This is a genomic window from Paenibacillus sp. CFBP 13594 (assembly GCF_014842675.1).
Lineage (GTDB): Bacteria > Bacillota > Bacilli > Paenibacillales > Paenibacillaceae > Paenibacillus > Paenibacillus amylolyticus_B.
On sequence record NZ_JACYVQ010000001.1, the window covers coordinates 1528484 to 1544778 of the forward strand.

Annotated in this window: 11 protein-coding genes; 5 read left to right on the top strand and 6 right to left on the bottom strand. The window is 44.6% G+C overall.

Annotated elements, in window-relative coordinates; translation table 11 throughout:
* The 3 genes from IFU39_RS06795 to IFU39_RS06805 all read right to left on the bottom strand — a co-directional run bounded on the left by IFU39_RS06795 (position 1) and on the right by IFU39_RS06805 (position 3656).
* Positions 1–1749: a sensor histidine kinase gene (locus IFU39_RS06795; RefSeq protein ID WP_244660887.1), complete on the bottom strand. Its 1749-nt coding sequence runs from the start codon at positions 1747–1749 to the stop codon at positions 1–3.
* A gap of 95 nt (positions 1750–1844) precedes the next feature.
* The gene (locus IFU39_RS06800) at positions 1845–2735 is read right to left on the bottom strand and encodes a carbohydrate ABC transporter permease (RefSeq protein ID WP_091016624.1); all 891 of its coding nucleotides are present in this window, start codon (positions 2733–2735) and stop codon (positions 1845–1847) included.
* Positions 2736–2750: 15 nt separating this feature from the next.
* Positions 2751–3656, bottom strand: a complete 906-nt coding sequence (locus IFU39_RS06805; protein WP_091016626.1) for an ABC transporter permease — start codon at positions 3654–3656, stop codon at positions 2751–2753.
* Between the two features lie 311 nt (positions 3657–3967).
* Here IFU39_RS06805 and IFU39_RS06810 point away from each other — a divergent pair, with 311 nt between their 5' ends.
* Together IFU39_RS06810 and IFU39_RS06815 are read left to right on the top strand one after the other, a co-directional pair.
* A complete protein-coding gene (locus IFU39_RS06810; RefSeq protein WP_091016628.1) occupies positions 3968–4633 on the top strand; it encodes a potassium channel family protein in 666 nt (221 codons plus the stop codon).
* Positions 4617–6014, top strand: a complete 1398-nt coding sequence (locus tag IFU39_RS06815; protein WP_197997669.1) for a TrkH family potassium uptake protein — start codon at positions 4617–4619, stop codon at positions 6012–6014. Before IFU39_RS06810 ends, IFU39_RS06815 begins: the two co-directional genes overlap by 17 nt.
* Before the next feature lie 136 nt (positions 6015–6150).
* On the opposite strand, the gene IFU39_RS06820 is transcribed toward IFU39_RS06815, so the two are convergent.
* Positions 6151–9888 carry an alpha-L-arabinofuranosidase C-terminal domain-containing protein gene (locus tag IFU39_RS06820; RefSeq protein ID WP_192131784.1) on the bottom strand — a complete coding sequence of 1246 codons (3738 nt, stop codon included), beginning with the start codon at positions 9886–9888 and terminating at the stop codon, positions 6151–6153.
* Between the two features lie 385 nt (positions 9889–10273).
* Here IFU39_RS06820 and IFU39_RS06825 point away from each other — a divergent pair, with 385 nt between their 5' ends.
* Positions 10274–12691: a family 43 glycosylhydrolase gene (locus IFU39_RS06825; protein WP_105598574.1), complete on the top strand. Its 2418-nt coding sequence runs from the start codon at positions 10274–10276 to the stop codon at positions 12689–12691.
* Positions 12692–12821: 130 nt separating this feature from the next.
* On the opposite strand, the gene IFU39_RS06830 is transcribed toward IFU39_RS06825, so the two are convergent.
* On the bottom strand, positions 12822–13376 hold the full coding sequence (locus tag IFU39_RS06830; RefSeq protein ID WP_105598573.1) for a helix-turn-helix domain-containing protein: 555 nt from the start codon (positions 13374–13376) through the stop codon (positions 12822–12824).
* A gap of 129 nt (positions 13377–13505) precedes the next feature.
* On the opposite strand from IFU39_RS06830, the gene IFU39_RS06835 reads away from it, so the two are divergent.
* On the top strand, positions 13506–14087 hold the full coding sequence (locus IFU39_RS06835) for a LysE family transporter (protein ID WP_105598572.1): 582 nt from the start codon (positions 13506–13508) through the stop codon (positions 14085–14087).
* A 52-nt stretch (positions 14088–14139) separates the two neighbouring features.
* On the opposite strand, the gene IFU39_RS06840 is transcribed toward IFU39_RS06835, so the two are convergent.
* Positions 14140–15117, bottom strand: a complete 978-nt coding sequence (locus IFU39_RS06840; RefSeq protein WP_105598571.1) for an MBL fold metallo-hydrolase — start codon at positions 15115–15117, stop codon at positions 14140–14142.
* 199 nt (positions 15118–15316) lie between these two features.
* Here IFU39_RS06840 and IFU39_RS06845 point away from each other — a divergent pair, with 199 nt between their 5' ends.
* Complete coding sequence (locus IFU39_RS06845) at positions 15317–16294, top strand: alpha/beta fold hydrolase (RefSeq protein ID WP_091016641.1); 978 nt, start codon at positions 15317–15319, stop codon at positions 16292–16294.
* The last annotated feature ends 1 nt before the right edge of the window (position 16295 follow it).

Consider the following 16295-nt stretch of genomic DNA (forward strand, 5'->3'; position numbering starts at 1 on the left):
TTACTCCCCCTCCCATGGAATCTTCACTATAATGCACAACCCACCAAGCTCACTTCGCTGCGCTGTAAGACCATAACCAGCCCCGAATTTGATTCTTAATCGCTGACTCACATTGATGAGCCCGGTTATCTCTTCGTTTCCATGTTTCCGCTCTGTTTCCTCAAATGCAGATTGCAGATAAATCAATGTTTCATCGCTTAACTGATCCCCATCATCCTCAATGCGAATGGATAGATTGTCCAGGCCCTTTTGGTACGAGATCTGTAGAATACCTCCTTGGCTGCGTTTGGCTAGTGCATGCTCAAACACATTCTCTACGATCGGCTGAATCATAACTCTGGGAACGGAAATGTCTCTGTATCTTGCGTCCAGATCCTCCAATTCCAATTGAATCCTCGAACCAAACCGAATTTTTTGAATCGATGCATAGACCAGCGCATGGTCAATCTCAGCCCCCAACGATACCTCCGTATGAGAATCCCGAGACATATACCTGAAATATTGACCCAGGTAGTCGGTGAATTCCTGAATGAGCTCCACATTCTCCACCTCAGCCATTTGCTTGATGCTGAACAGACTGTTGTATAAAAAGTGAGGTTGAATCTGGGATTGCAGATGTTTGAGTTCCGCCTCACTTGTTCGAATGCGTGCAACATAATTCTCATCGATCAAAATATGTAGGCGTTCTATCATATGGTTGAATCGGGAGTACAAATAGCCGAATTCATCCCTTCTGGATGAAGGAATATGTACACTTGTCTGGCCCTGTTCAGCCATTCTGAATCCTCGGATGAGCAACGCTAACGGTTGGTGAATCGATCTGTAGATCGAAAACGAGAAGACAATAATAATTACAACTGACATGAAGGTCACCATCCATAACCATACGTTGTATTGTTTCAGCGGCGCACTCAGCACATCCTGCGGTATAGTAGCTGTCAGGGTGAACGAGTGATCCTTATCATGCAACGAATAATAGAGATATGGATCAGATTGGAACTTTGTAACTTGCATGGACTCAGACGGTTCCGGCGAAACTGTTCGGATCGGTTTTACAGGTGCTGGCTGCTCGGAAGAAGAAATCACTACATGTTGCTGTTCACCAAAACTCAGTGTAATCTCACTTTCGCCCGTTTCCGATAGCTGCTGCAAACGATGTTTCAGTTCTTCAGCAGACAAGCGTATCCCTAATATGAAATTGGGTGGTTCCTCATGGTTCATGTTATATGGATTACTTTTCAGGAAATAGAGATCGTTATTGGAATGTGATAATTCGCCATTCAGATTCCCCATCGTCGCGAGCAGATTCTTCCACTCGGTATCCTCTACATCCCGAATTCCGTCCGCCGCACTGACCCGTTTATGCAGAGCGGGAACGTAATACACAACATCACTAATATAGGGACTCGTCACCATGATCTGACCCAACTTATTGTGAATGTTGTTCAGACTGGACGTGACTTCATACCTGCTCATAATTGCGGCTCGTGTACTTAGTGTGGACATGGTTTCATCAAATGAAAATTCGGTCACCAGTGCACTCATTCGCTCCAATTCGAATTGCAGATGATTATGGTAGAAGTACAATTTGGACTCATGTGCCTTCTCCACCTCCGTTTGCATTTGTTTGGAGCTGACTTGCGTAATCATAATGCTTATCCCATACAAGGGCAGAATGACCAGTACAAAAGCAATCATCAGTTTGACGACAATGGATGACTCTCTCCATCTCCCCCGGATGAATCGCAAAGTTTCCCTCCTCCTTTCCTCACGCTCTCTCATCAATAGCAAAAAAGGAGCCAGAAATCGGCTCCTTCCATCGATCGGTTTTCCTCCTATCGATCTTATCCCTTTACACTTCCGACGACAAGACCATGAACGAAATACCGTTGCAGGAACGGATACACAAGCAGGATCGGAATAACGGACAAAAAGATCTGGGAAGCTTGGGTGGTTCTATCCGATACCTGACTTAAGAGCGTTGCATCTTCCAGCGTCATCATCTCGCTCTGAATCATCGTCACCTGCTGCAACATGGACTGAAGATAGGTAGCAAGCGGATAACCTTCCGGACTCTTCATGTAGATCATGCCATCAAACCAGGCGTTCCAGTGTCCTACCATGGCGAACAGCGTAATGGTCGCAATACTGGGAAGTGAAATAGGAAGATAGATGCTGCATAGCGTGCGGAAATGTCCTGCCCCATCCATCCAGGAGGCCTCTTCAAGTTCCTTCGGCAATCCCCGGAAGAAATTAAGCATTAGAAGTACATTAAAGATCGGAACAGCACCTGGCAGAATCAGGGCCCAGATGGAATCCAACAAGCCCGCTTCCTTAACCACCAGGTAACCCGGGATCAATCCCCCACTGAATAACATGGTGAATACGAAGATCCAGGCATAGAACGTTCTTGAACGGAATTTCGTAGCCTCTTTAGAGAGTGGATAAGCCACCAGAATGGTGAATACCAAGTTGGTCGTAACCCCCAGGACTACACGGAGAAGGCTCGTGCCAAATGAGTTCAGGAACTGCTGATTTTCCAGAATGTATTGATAGGAGGACAATGTAAAATCCACAGGCCAGAATGTGACACTTCCCGCTTTGACCGCATCACTTGAACTAAATGAAATCGCTAATATATTCACAATCGGGAACAAGCATAACAAGGCAAGAATCGTCAGGATGACGTAGTTAAACCCTAGGAACCACCGATAGGCTCTTGAAGCGTGGTGCATGACTCTGCCTCCTTTCTAGAATATCCGATAATTCGCGAACCGATAGGCCAAGAAATAACCAAGTCCAATAAAAATGAACGAAACGACAGATTTGATCAGCCCCAACGCTGTGGATACAGAATACTGTGCATCCTGCAATCCAATCCGATAGATCATCGTATCGAGAATATCTCCTGATTCATACACCAAAGGATTATACAAATTGAACACTTGATCAAAACCGCCGTTGAGTACATTCCCCAGACTAAGCGTTACCATCAAAATTACGATCGGGCGAATGCCTGGCAGTGTGATATGCCATGTCTGCTTCCATCTTCCCGCTCCATCCATAACAGAGGCTTCGTAGAGTGACTTATCAATATTCGTGAGGGCAGCCAGATAGATAATCGTACCAAATCCGAATTCTTTCCATTGGTCTGTGATGACAAGTATGTATGGAAACCACTCGTTACTGGCCAGGAATTGAATTGGGTCAATTCCGAGGGCTTTGAGCAACATATTAACGATCCCCGTGCTGGGAGATAACACATCCACGATGATTCCCGCCAGAATAACCCAAGAGAAAAAGTGAGGCATATAAATTACAGTCTGAATCGTTCTTTTGAAACCTGTCTTGCGAACCTCGTTGAGTAATAAGGCTACAAGTACCGGAATGACCAAGCCGGACACAATTTTCATCGTTGATATAAACACCGTATTCCATACAACTTGCGAGAAACCGGGCAGATCGAACAGATACCTGAAATTGTCTAGGCCCACCCAGTTCATGTTTTTGAATCCGGCAATGGGAGAGAAATTCTGAAAGGCAATAGAGAGCCCCGCCATCGGAATGTAACCGAATACAATAATAATCAGCAGTCCGGGTAGAATCATAAGATGAAGCGGAACGTTTCGGATAAATTGTTTGTAGTTGGAACGCATAGCTGACTCCTCCTTCAACGTTTATTATAGGAGCAGCCAGATCACCGCAATAGTGTAGGCTATTTACTTTGGGTATCTTTTGTTGACCCTTTGCACAGTTCAACCGCCATACCAAAAAAGAATCGAATCAGTTGCAATTCTATTCTTAAGCCATTAGAATGAACTCTTTTGAGATATGCTTAGACATAGACATGACGGACAGGATTTGCTAACTACGATATGAAACCTTACATTCCAGTGTACGTAATGTAATATTTACCATTAGGGTGTAGAGGAAACTGTTATTTATTTTGATTACAATGAGGGATATTATGAAAAAACAATTTATGGTACTTGGTCTTGGACGATTCGGTTCAAGCTTGACACACACACTCATTAAAAATGGGCATGAAGTGCTCGCTGTAGACAAAAGCGAAACTCTTGTTCAGGAGATTTCAACGGTGGCAACCCATGCGGTACAAGCAGATTGCACTGACAAATCAGTCCTTATGGAGCTTGGGGCAAGCAACTTTTCACACGCTATTGTCGCGATCGGCGAAGATCTGCAAGCAAGTATACTAACCACTTTGTTATTGAAAGAACTTAATGTGCCCAAAGTAACAGCCAAAGCAAAAAATGATAACCATGGCAGTGTGCTTAGCAAGATTGGTGCGGACCAGATCGTTTATCCTGAACGTGACATGGCCACAAGGCTGGGAAATCAGCTTAGCTCAGACAACATTATTGATTCCATTGAATTGTCTTCAGATTATAATCTGGTCGAGATCAAAGCTCCCTTAAGTATGAATCAGAAGACTTTGCTAGAACTCAATATTCGGGCTGAATATGGATGTACGGTTATCGCCATCAAAACAGGGAATAACCTGAATATCTCACCCATGGCGGAAGACACAGTCCGTGCGGGAGATATGCTCTTGTTAATAGGTAGTAACGATGACATTCGAAATCTGGAGAGCGATTATGAGCCAAAGAGATAAACGCGTGATGGGAACTCCGACTCTGACAAACATTGAATCGATTGTAAACAAGTTGAAAAATAATATGAGCCCTCCACAACTCATCATGATGATCTTCTTCACTCTCATCTGGATCGGAGCCATATTGCTTGCACTGCCGATATCTTCAAGTACCGGGAATTCCATCGGTTTACTTGATGCCTTGTTCACAGCAACCTCCGCTATATGTGTAAATGGGCTGATTGTCTTGGATACAGGGAGTGTCTTTTCAACATTCGGACAGGTCATCATCATGATTTTAATTCAGGTTGGTGGACTGGGTTTCATGACACTAGGTGTAATGGTTGCCATTATTCTGGGGAAACGGATTGGTTTGAAACAGAGGCTTCTTATTCAACAAGCCACCAATACCTCCTCTGCTCAAGGTCTGGTTAAGTTATCCATGTATATTGTACTTATAGCCTTTGCTTTTGAAGCTCTGGCTACCGTGGTTCTTACATTGCGCTGGCAGAGCGATTTGGGATGGGGACAAGCTTTCTATTACGCCATATTCCATTCCATCTCTGCCTTCAATAATGCGGGTTTCTCTCTTTGGAGTGATAGCCTTACTCCATTTGTTGGTGACCCGATTGTTAATCTTACAGTAATTACGCTCTTTATCATTGGCGGCTTAGGTTATATTGTGGTTGTGGATGTATTCCGCAAACGTTCATGGAGAAAGCTCTCCCTTCATTCAAAAATTGTGTTAATCGGTAGTTTTACTCTGTACTTGTTTGGATTTATCACCATTTTTTTACTCGAGAGTTGGAATCCTTCTACGTTTGCTGATTTATCTTACAGTGAACGTATATGGGCTTCTCTATTTCAGGGTACTGCTCCTCGAAGCTCTGGATTCAATACCATTGACATTGGAAGTATGTTGGCCACATCCCAATTTTTCATTATTATCCTAATGTTCATTGGGGCTTCTTCCGGCGGAACAGGTGGAGGAATTAAAATCAATACTTTTGTGGTCCTTGTTCTTGCGACCATACAAACATTTCGGGGCGGCGGACAGATTCATGCTTTTGAGCGTAAAATTGCAGAAGAAACAGTAATGCGTGCACTCGCTGTTGTCTTAAGTTCTCTCGCCTTTGTGCTTGGGATCTCCATTCTGCTATCCATATCCGAAGGCATTCTTGAAAATCATTTTCTGGATGTTCTGTTTGAAGCCACTTCAGCATTTAGCACCACTGGACTCTCGATGGGTCTGACAAGTGAGTTGAGTGTTACCGGTAAAATTATAGTCTCTATTACGATGTTTGCAGGACGATTGGGACCCTTAACTCTGGCTTTTGCACTGGCTCAGAAGAAACGCACATCCAAAATCGGTTATGCAGAGGACCATGTCCTTATTGGTTAACATCCCGGACTACTGACATGTTAATTTTATTGCGGAAAAGTAATTCCTTTTATTTCAAAACAAGTTCAATAGCAAAACGCCCCCTTATCGCAAACAACAGATGTCTGCTTAAGGGGGCCTTTATTTTTATATTTTCTTACAGAAGATCCATAATAAGAACATTTACCGAATGAGCTGACAAACCAACGATCACTGATTCACCATTCAATTTTATCTCCTGTTCTTGGGGAATCACTTTCTCATCATTCTTCTGATTCACATTTGGAATATGCACCAAATGATCTTCTCCCGTAAGCGTGATCAGTCTGGCTGAAGCTTCCACCTTCAGATCCTGAAGGCAAATCTGGGTTGATTTATTCACATCATCTGCATTTACCAGTTTCACATACACATGACGATCATCTTTCGTAACAGAGTGGAATACTTCCCGGTTGTAGGCTTCCAGCTTGAAATCCAGAACTTTGCTGGGATGGAGCCCATCCGTATACGAGCAGATCAGATTCTTTCCTGTATCCCCACCATAGTTAACCGTGATTGTATAATCGGTCCCATTCTCGAGTGGTTCATAATTGGCCGCTCTCAGGTTACCTGCTGCCGAGCTGGATGAATAGTCTCCCAGTGTATAACCTTCAATCCCTTGTTTGTACACCTTCACGCCTGTTGCATTCCCGCCGTAACTGATTGCGTACTCAATGACTTCCTTGTTCTCAGGTGAGATATCCGTCAGACCCACGCCAATGTAAAAACCATCCTCACCCGAGATTCTCTCAGCCTCAACGTGAACTTTGTAGTTGGTCCATTCGTCATTCAGCAGATACAATCCATTCAATCCACTTGATTGTGCTTTCAAAATGAGTCCTTTCCCTTCGGTTAACGTGTATCCTTCCGATCCGGGAATCTGGTTCCATGCCTCACTAGGCTCTGTACGTTCCCTGAAATCTTCATCAAACATCAAACTGCCATCCACATTGGACGTGACTGTGACTCGTTTCACCACAATCTCTGCATTCCCTGTTGCAATTTCGATGCCGCCACGCGGAATAAGACTCAGCGGTTTACCTTTGCTATAGGTGGAGAATGAAGTTTCAAGCACCTGATCCCCTACATATTTTGCAAAAAGCTGCTGTACATAATAATTCGGTGTATACCATACTGTTTCATCATCAAACCAGATGCAGTCTGGCGTCCAGCGATAGGTACCGTCCGTTAGTACTTTGTTGAACAATGGCGCATAGGCAGCCAAACGAACAACGTCTGCATTATTTTCAAATCCGGTCATGATCGCAGCTTCTGCGACCGCTCCTGCCAGCGTGTTTTTGTCCGTGGAAGCATATTCTCCAACAAACACTTTGGATGTTTCTTTCCAATCGATACTTCCATCTTCATGATAAGCCCGGTCATAATAGTTGTATCGATCTACGTTATTCAGCAAATATTCATTGGAGCGGTAGTAGTGCTCATCTGCGATGGTGTCCATATAATTGTCCTGATTTTCATACCAGGTTACCGTCTCCTCAATCACCTCAGTACCATCGGCAAAAGCCACTTGAGCTGACCCGGTGAGGTTCCCGCTGAGGAATTTCCATCCTTCCTGGTACGCATTATCATCCGCCTGAGCACCAACTGTCGAGATAATGTGCAGTTCATGATCAGGGTAGTTCTGTTTCATGTAGTCATCTATCGAACGTTTGAATACTTCGAAGTTGGCAAAAAACTCAGTGCCCCAGTTCTCATTACCTACGCCGAGATAACGAAGATCAAACGGTTCAGGATGTCCCATCTGGCTTCGTACCCCCGCCCATTCGTTGTGTTCAAAATCTGTACTGAGCGCAAAGTCGATCAGGTCTGTGAAGTTGCGGATATAATAATCCCTTAATGCGCCACCCGCAGGATGAGCATAATCCGAACGTGCCTGACATAACACACCGCAAGCCATCACTGGAACCGGAGCAGCATTCAGATCCTCCGCCAACTGGAAGTACTCCATATAACCAAGCCCCATCGTCATCATGTAACCCCAGACATTATAATTCTCTTTGCGCAGCTCAACGGGTCCTACAGAATCCTTCCAATCATATACGTTGTCCCATATGAAGGACCCTTCCGAGATACAGCCTCCCGGAAAACGCAGGAACTTTGGATGCAGATCTGCGAGTGCCTGAATTAGATCTTTTCTCAATCGATAGTTCGGATTACCTGTGTAGTTGGCATGTGCTGTAGCAGATATCCCTTCTTCTGTCGGATCAGATCCCCATACATTCTGAGGCACTAAGGACACCATATCGACGGAGATATCACCTGCAAACGTAAGTGCCAATTGACCAAGTACAGTTTCCGTTCCGGTAAGTGACAAGCCGTATTTCTTCCATGTGTTTCCGCCTTCAACATGTAACGTTACCGAATCACTGATGGAAGTGTCTTCTCTATCCTGCAATTGAACAGTGATCGTTCCTGCCAATTCTGCTTTTGCCCATACGGTAAAGTCATATGTTTCACCCTGCTTGATGGACATGGCACAATACTGGTTAGAGTCTGAGAATCCACGATTCCGAATCGTTGCCCCATCCTGAACCGTGACATAATAAGCATTTACTTCAGGATCTTCCACGTTAAAGTGAACGTTTAGTCCATCCGTATGCTGCACGAGCATTTTATCCGTATCGCCTGACCAGGCAAACAAAGGCTCACGATTTCGACCTGTCGAACAACCACACTCTCCAGAGTCATGCGAGTATGTATCAAATGCAAAAGATTCAAATGATCGATTCTGAACAAGTTCCGCATAGATACCGCCATCTGCGGCGTTATTAATATCCTCATAGAACAAACCATACATCACTTCACTGATGTCAGCCACCTTCTGATCTCCATGGATGGTGACCGTATAAGGCGGAAGATGCGCCGGCACAACAGACACGTCAAAGCTTTGGCTCAGCTTACGATCACCTCTGTTCAGAAGCGCACGGAGCGTAACCTCTTGTGCGGATGTAATTGCCTGAACCTCTCCATTCTCAGACAGGACTTCCGGATTACTGGAACTCCACTGAACCGTCACTTTATCACCCAGCAAATGTGGGGGCAGTGACACATCTTTGGTGATAATTCGGTTGGGGAAGGACAAATACTTGTCTGCCGCAAGCTTCACAATCGCTTCATCTGTCAGTGATTCACACATCACTTCAATAACTTCATCCATGGTGAGCGCTGCCCCATAGATCCGAAAGTCGGATAACGAACCTGCAAAATCCACATCCGCTGCATACTGGGATCGTCCAATATAATTCTGGCTATAATTCTCAGGATCAGTGAACGAATCAAACCATTCGCGCAGTTTGGCATAATTGCCACTGGATGTCTGACTGATCGAGCCGTCTGCGGCCTTCTCCCCATTCACATATACAATCGGACCCGCACTGCTGAGCGTCCCCCCTTGACTGCCTGCCACGGAGAGTGCAATATGCATCCATTCACCGCTTGCAACTCCCCCACTTGGATGAACAACCAGATTATCTCCGGCATATAACGTACCCAGAAGCTGACGTGTCAAAAATAAATACGGTCCCTTCTCCCCTTTACCAAAGTCAAAAATGCGTTCCCACACATTGGACCCCTTGCCCAGAAACACCCAAGTGGCAATCGTAACTCCTGTGTTATCGCTTACATCCCGAAGCAGATTCGAGGGTAGTTGCAGATAAGAAGTTCCATTCGCTCCCCCGTTGAAAGTCACCGCGGATCTTCCTTTCAACTCGGATACCACAGGTAGGATCTCACCTTTGGCTATACCATCATGTCCCTTACCGGAGCTGTCCTTCCCGATCTGACCGGCATCTTCGAACGTGTATTGTGCGATTAATTGATTTTGATATGTGCTCATGTTCTTACCTCCTATGTAGTTGGGAATTGTCGGTTCTCGCTTTTGATTCGTATTAATATAAAATGATTGATAAATAGTTAAACACATTTCTTAAACGTAATAATATCGCATCATCGATCCCCATTTCAATCCTAAATTTGAGAAAGACAACTAGTTTATTTGAATGTAATGACCTTTATCGGCTCTTCCCGTCTCTTATTTATTTTTCAGTTTACTCTTATAAACATTACATTTATGGTTTACAAACATATAAATCAATTGATAATATAACAAATGAAAGCGCTTGATATAATGAGCTACTCAAAGGAGGTCTGCCGAACCTTTTATCGTGTGCTGCCAAGTATCGGTTGATTTTTCATTCCAGGGAATAGGAAAGGGGAAACGTATGAAACGTTATTGGGTTCGCGTACTTAACATTTCTGTACTAAGCACCACTCTACTTACTGCAACAACTTTGGCACCGGTCTCGGTGTTCGCAAATGGTTCAGCGGCAACCGTGGGTAACTCGCAGACTTCCACCACACCTCTCGCAAATCCTGCTACATCATTCAAAAATGTTTCCGTTCATGACCCATCTGTCATTAAGGTGGATGATACGTTTTATATTTTTGGTTCACACTTGCAAGTGGCCAAGTCTAAAGACTTTCTGAACTGGGATCTCGTCGCATCGGGTGTTACGGATAACAATCCTGTTGTCCCCAATGTAACCAAGGAATTCGCTGAAGCGCTGGAATGGGCGCAGACAGATACGTTATGGGCAGCAGATGTCATTCAATTGGCGGACGGCAAATTTTATATGTACTACAATGCTTGTAAAGGGGACTCTCCGCGATCAGCACTTGGCATTGCTGTCGCAGACAATATCGAAGGCCCTTATAAGGATCAAGGCATTCTGTTGAAATCCGGCATGTGGGATCAGATCAGTGAGGATGGTACCATTTACGATGCCACGATCCATCCCAATGTGGTCGATCCTGATGTCTTTTATGATAAAAACGGCAAGTTATGGATGGTGTATGGCTCGTATTCCGGAGGGATTTTCATTCTGGAGATGGATGCAACGACAGGTAAACCACTGCCAAATCAAGGTTATGGCAAGAAGCTGACCGGAGGCAATCATAGTCGTATTGAAGCCCCTTATATGCTCTACAGTCCCGAAACCGATTATTATTATCTGTACCTGTCTTACGGTGGACTAGGTGCTGATGGAGGATACAACATTCGTGTTGCTCGCTCCCAATCACCGGATGGGCCTTTCCTCGATGCGGAAGGAAACGATATGATCAACGTTAAAGCGGACAAGGATAAACCGTTGTTTGATGATCGTTCTATTGAGCCTTTTGGAGTCAAATTGATGGGGAACTTCCTGTTCGAGAGACAGATCGGTGATCCGGGCACAGGCCTGGGTAGCGGCTATGTATCGCCAGGGCATAACTCTGCTTATGTTGATCCGGAGACTGGCAAACAGTTTCTCATCTTCCATACCCGCTTTCCAGGGCGTGGCGAAGAGCATGAAGTTCGCGTACATGAGATGCATATGAATGCAGACGGTTGGCCCGTCGTTTCTCCATATCGCTATGCGGCTTTGGGAGAAGATACCACCCAGCTGACAACTCAGGAGATCGCTGGTCAGTACCAATGGGTGAATCATGGTAAGGACATCACAGCGGACATCAAGCCATCCCAGACCGTTCAGTTCACGGCAGATGGGCAGATTCAGGGTGCCGTGACAGGAACATGGAGTCTTGGTGCAGACAACAAGGTTCAGATCACTTCGAATAACGTTGTGTACAAAGGCGTCTTCACACATGAATGGAACTCGGAATCTCAAAGTACGGTTCTGACCTTTAGCGCCCTCTCCTCCTCCGGGATTGCCATCTGGGGAAGTCAAGGTGTTGAACGGAGTGATCAAGACATTGTAGATGCAGTGAAAAAGGATCTGAACATTAGCAATACGGATCACGTGTTCTTCAATCTGTCTCTGCCTACCAAAGGAACAAGTGATGCAGACATTACGTGGAAAAGCTCCAATGCTTCGGCTCTATCCACTACAGGTGTAGTGCAGCGACCACGCGCTGGTAAGGGCGATGCCAAAGTGAAATTAACCGCCACGATTCGTAAAGGAACTGCGGTAAGCTCCAAAACGTTTAACGTTATCATTCCACAGCAAGCGGTAAGCCCATTGCTCGGGGAGTATACTTTTGAACACAAGAAACTTGGCAAAGTCGCACAGGATTACAGCAAAAACGAATATCACGGGCAAGCCTTTAACGTGGTCAGTTCTGCTGCAAGTGGCAAAAATCAGGCTGCCACATTTAACGGAACCGACAGTTACATTCAGTTACCTGGACTCGTTACAGACACAACAGATTTCACGTTTAGCGCTTGGGTTAATTGGGATGGCGGCGGGCCCTGGCAGCGTATTTTCGACTTTGGAAATGGCTTGACGAGGCATATGTTCCTTACACCATCCCAGCATAATGGGGCATTACAATTCACCATTCATAATGAGGGACGGGATCAGAGCATCATTGCCGCAGATCCACTGCCTTCTAAAGAGTGGGTTCATGTCGCTGTAACCCTTCAGGGTGATGTGGGAACTCTGTATGTGAATGGTACATCGGTTGCAAGCAGCACTGAGATCACCTTTAACCCGAAAGATCTACAGGTAACCGAAGCTTATGTAGGCAAGAGTCGTTATACGGCTGATCCGTTCTACAAAGGCAGCTTGGATAATGTAAAAGTATATGATAAAGCTTTAACAGCCAAGGAAATCCAGCGTCAGGCCAAAGAAAAGCCATAAGTTAGAGTCCTATCATAGGCGTTGGACTCCATAGCGAACAAACCTATAAAGCAGCCAATGTAGAACTGCATCCATTTGTTAGAGACGACTAACAGCGGTGTTGCAGTTCATTACATCAGGCTGCTTTATGTCACTTCGAATAATGAATGACCATGTTTAATTTGTTTGTCTTAGCACCGGAGTTAACATAGGCGTGAGGCTTGTCCGCTCCAAAACGGATCGACTCCCCTGAACTCACCGTATAATCTTCCGCCCCTACTCGAATCGTAACTTCACCTTCAAAGACCGTAATAAATTCTTCCGCACCTTCGATATGCGGTTCAGCATTCAACTCAGACTTAAGATCCATCTCCATCATATATATTTCAAAACGACGCCCCTCTTCAAAAGGAAAATGCGGATAAATCCGAACCTTTCCCTCATCCTCCATCAATACTTGAATATCATCCCCCGTAACAACGGTAGTATCTGACTTCGGCTCGTGGATCAAAGCAGTGAAGGAGGTTTTCAGGCCATTAGCAATCTTCCATACAGTTGCAATGGATGGATTGGATTCACCACGTTCAATCTGACCAAGCATGGTCTTGCTAATACCAGTCATTTCGGCGACCTTGTCCAGACTAAGTTTTCTTTGTTCCCTAAGCTGTTTCAGGTTCTGAGCAAGAATACTATTAATGTTTTTCAAAATCCATCCTCCTCATTTTATATTTATGTTGTGCTTTATAACGCACATATTGTACAATTATAAAGACCGTACGCTGTAACGTACATTTCAGTTCATTATATCACACAACTAAGAAAACGTGGAGGAACCATGAACATTATACCTTTAGTGACCTATGCAATCATTGCTTCATTTACACCCGGACCCAACAATATCATTTCCATGACGCATGCAAGAAATAAGGGTTTCCGCAAGACCCTTCCGTTTATTAGTGGAGTTGCAGCCGGCTGCCTGCTTATTATGTTTCTGTCCAGTTATTTCAACCTTATTCTTCATCAATATATCCCCAAGATCACACCCGTTTTGAACCTGTTGGGATGTGGGTACATGCTTTACCTGGCAATCAAAATTATGCGAAGCAAACCTGCAGATACGGAAGAAAACACAGTGAATCATTATTCATTTCTATTTGGGTTCACCCTGCAATTCATTAATCCCAAAGTCATTCTGTATGGACTTACGGCCATATCCGTTTTTGTTCTGCCTCTTGGGCAATCCCATGTTCAACTCATCGTATTTTCCCTGCTTCTCACCTTTATCGGGATTAGCGCCAATATGACCTGGGCGTTCGGTGGCATGTTATTCCAGAGCTTTCTATTGCGATACGAACGTCCAGTTAATATCGTGATGGGTATAATGTTAATCTACAGTGCCCTATCGATCCTGATGTAAAATGCAACAAGAAAAAGCGTCCACTCATTGAATGAGCTGAACGCTTTTAATTTTACCCTAACCCCGGTCTCCACCATGGATGTGTAGGATAATCCTCCGTATGAAGTACAACCTTCTCGCCAATTTTAGGTGTTGCAATCTTAACATTCATAGTATGTGCAGCTTTGGTAATCCGCTCGACCGGTTCATTCCAAGCATGATAGGCCAGCGTAAATGCGGCCCAATGAATCGGGATGAGCAACTTACCTCCTACATCCAAATGTGCTTGTACCGTTTCTTCCGGCATCATGTGAATGTTGGACCAACGCTCGTCATATTGCCCACATTCCATCAAGGTCAGGTCAAATGGACCGTATTTACTGCCAATTTCCTTGAAATGAGGACCGTATCCGCTGTCCCCACTAAAGAACACCTTGGTATGTTGTCCAGCGATAACCCACGAACACCATAAGGTAGAATTACGGTCGAATAATCCTCTGCCCGAGAAATGTCTTGCTGGCGTGCAAGCCAATGTTAGACCTTTGAACGATAACTCATCCCACCAGTTGTGCTCGGTAATCTGTTCCGAAGGCACACCCAGTTGAATCAGCCGACGACGGACGCCAAGCGGCACGATAAATCGCTTTGTTTTATCCTTTAATCTGCGAATGGAGTCATAATCCAGATGATCATAATGGTCATGCGATATAATAATTGCATCCAGCGTTGGGAAATCCTTCGGTTGAATTGGTAGATTGGTGCTGTAACGTTTGGTACCCACCCAAGACACGGGGGATGGACGATTGCCCAGCATCGGATCAAAGAGCAACCTGTGCCCTTCAATTTCGAGTAAAAAAGCCGAATGTCCGAACCATGTAACCTGTGGATTATCGGATGCACTAAAGATTTCAGCGGGTTCACATATCTCCATAGGCATCGTGCCAGATGGCCTCCGCTCTACATTGCCACGCATGGAATCTCTCAATATACTGATCAGGGACTTGAAGTTCATGCCGGCTGATGTCGGGAGCTGATTTTCGTATTTTGTCATTATACATACCTTCTGTTCTATATAATCAATCTAGGTTCAATATTTGGATGAGAACTATTCATATCGTAGCTATATATTAATTCATTGGCCGGTGATATTCAATTTTCGGCTAATTAAGATAGAATTAAGACTCTGTTTTCTCTCCTATAAGATTGGGCATATATGATAGAGAAAATACATGGAGAGTATGTGAGAGAACATGAAGAAATGGCGTAAAAGATTAGTTAAGTTTTTGATATTTGACCTCGCGGTAATTCTGTTGCTTCTGGGTACAGGCGTGATCTACCAACAAGTGGGTTTAAGGCAAGATGCCAAAATACTCGTCCCCCCTGGAAAACTCTACAAAGTACATGGAGACAATATGCATCTATATACTGGTGGAGAAGGCGATGTAACTGTCGTACTCGCCTCTGGCTGGGGTACCGCTAATCCCTATGTAGATTATTATCCATTATATGAAAAGCTTGCTCCCAACACAAAATTCGCTGTATATGACCGATTTGGCTATGGATATAGTGATCAGACCGATAAGAAACGTGATGTCGATACCATAGCTGAAGAATTACACGAGTTGTTGCAGGTATCTGGACAGAAGCCACCTTATGTATTAGTTGGGCATTCGCTCGGCTCGCTGGAAACCATCCGTTTCGCACAAAAATACCCGGATCTCGTCAAGGGTATCGTCATGATTGATGGCGGAAGCCCCGAATATTATTCGAATGACGATGACTCTTTGGCAGACACAATTGGTGGTTTTGCGAATAAATTCCGTATCCAAACCGGACTATTCCGCCTCTCCATGCAATCTGACTTGGTTGTGGAAACATCCAATGCCAATCGTAATGAACTGAAACTTGTACCCGACGATCTGAAAAAATTGGATACAACTGCGCTGTTGCACAACTATGGCAATGCAAACACGTTGGATGAATTACGTGAAATAGCTGAAAATGGCAAAGTGGTTGTAGATCACAAGCAAACCTTACCGTTTCCACTCACCATACTGACGGCTGATTACTTTGGTGCAAGTGAGCCCGAATGGGATAAAACACAAGTAGAATTCAAATCTTGGTCAGATGATTCGAAACAGGTAACCATCAAAGATACCGACCATTACATCCATCAATATCATCCTGACCTCGTTGCCGATGAAATATTGGCCCTGGTGAAGAAGTAAC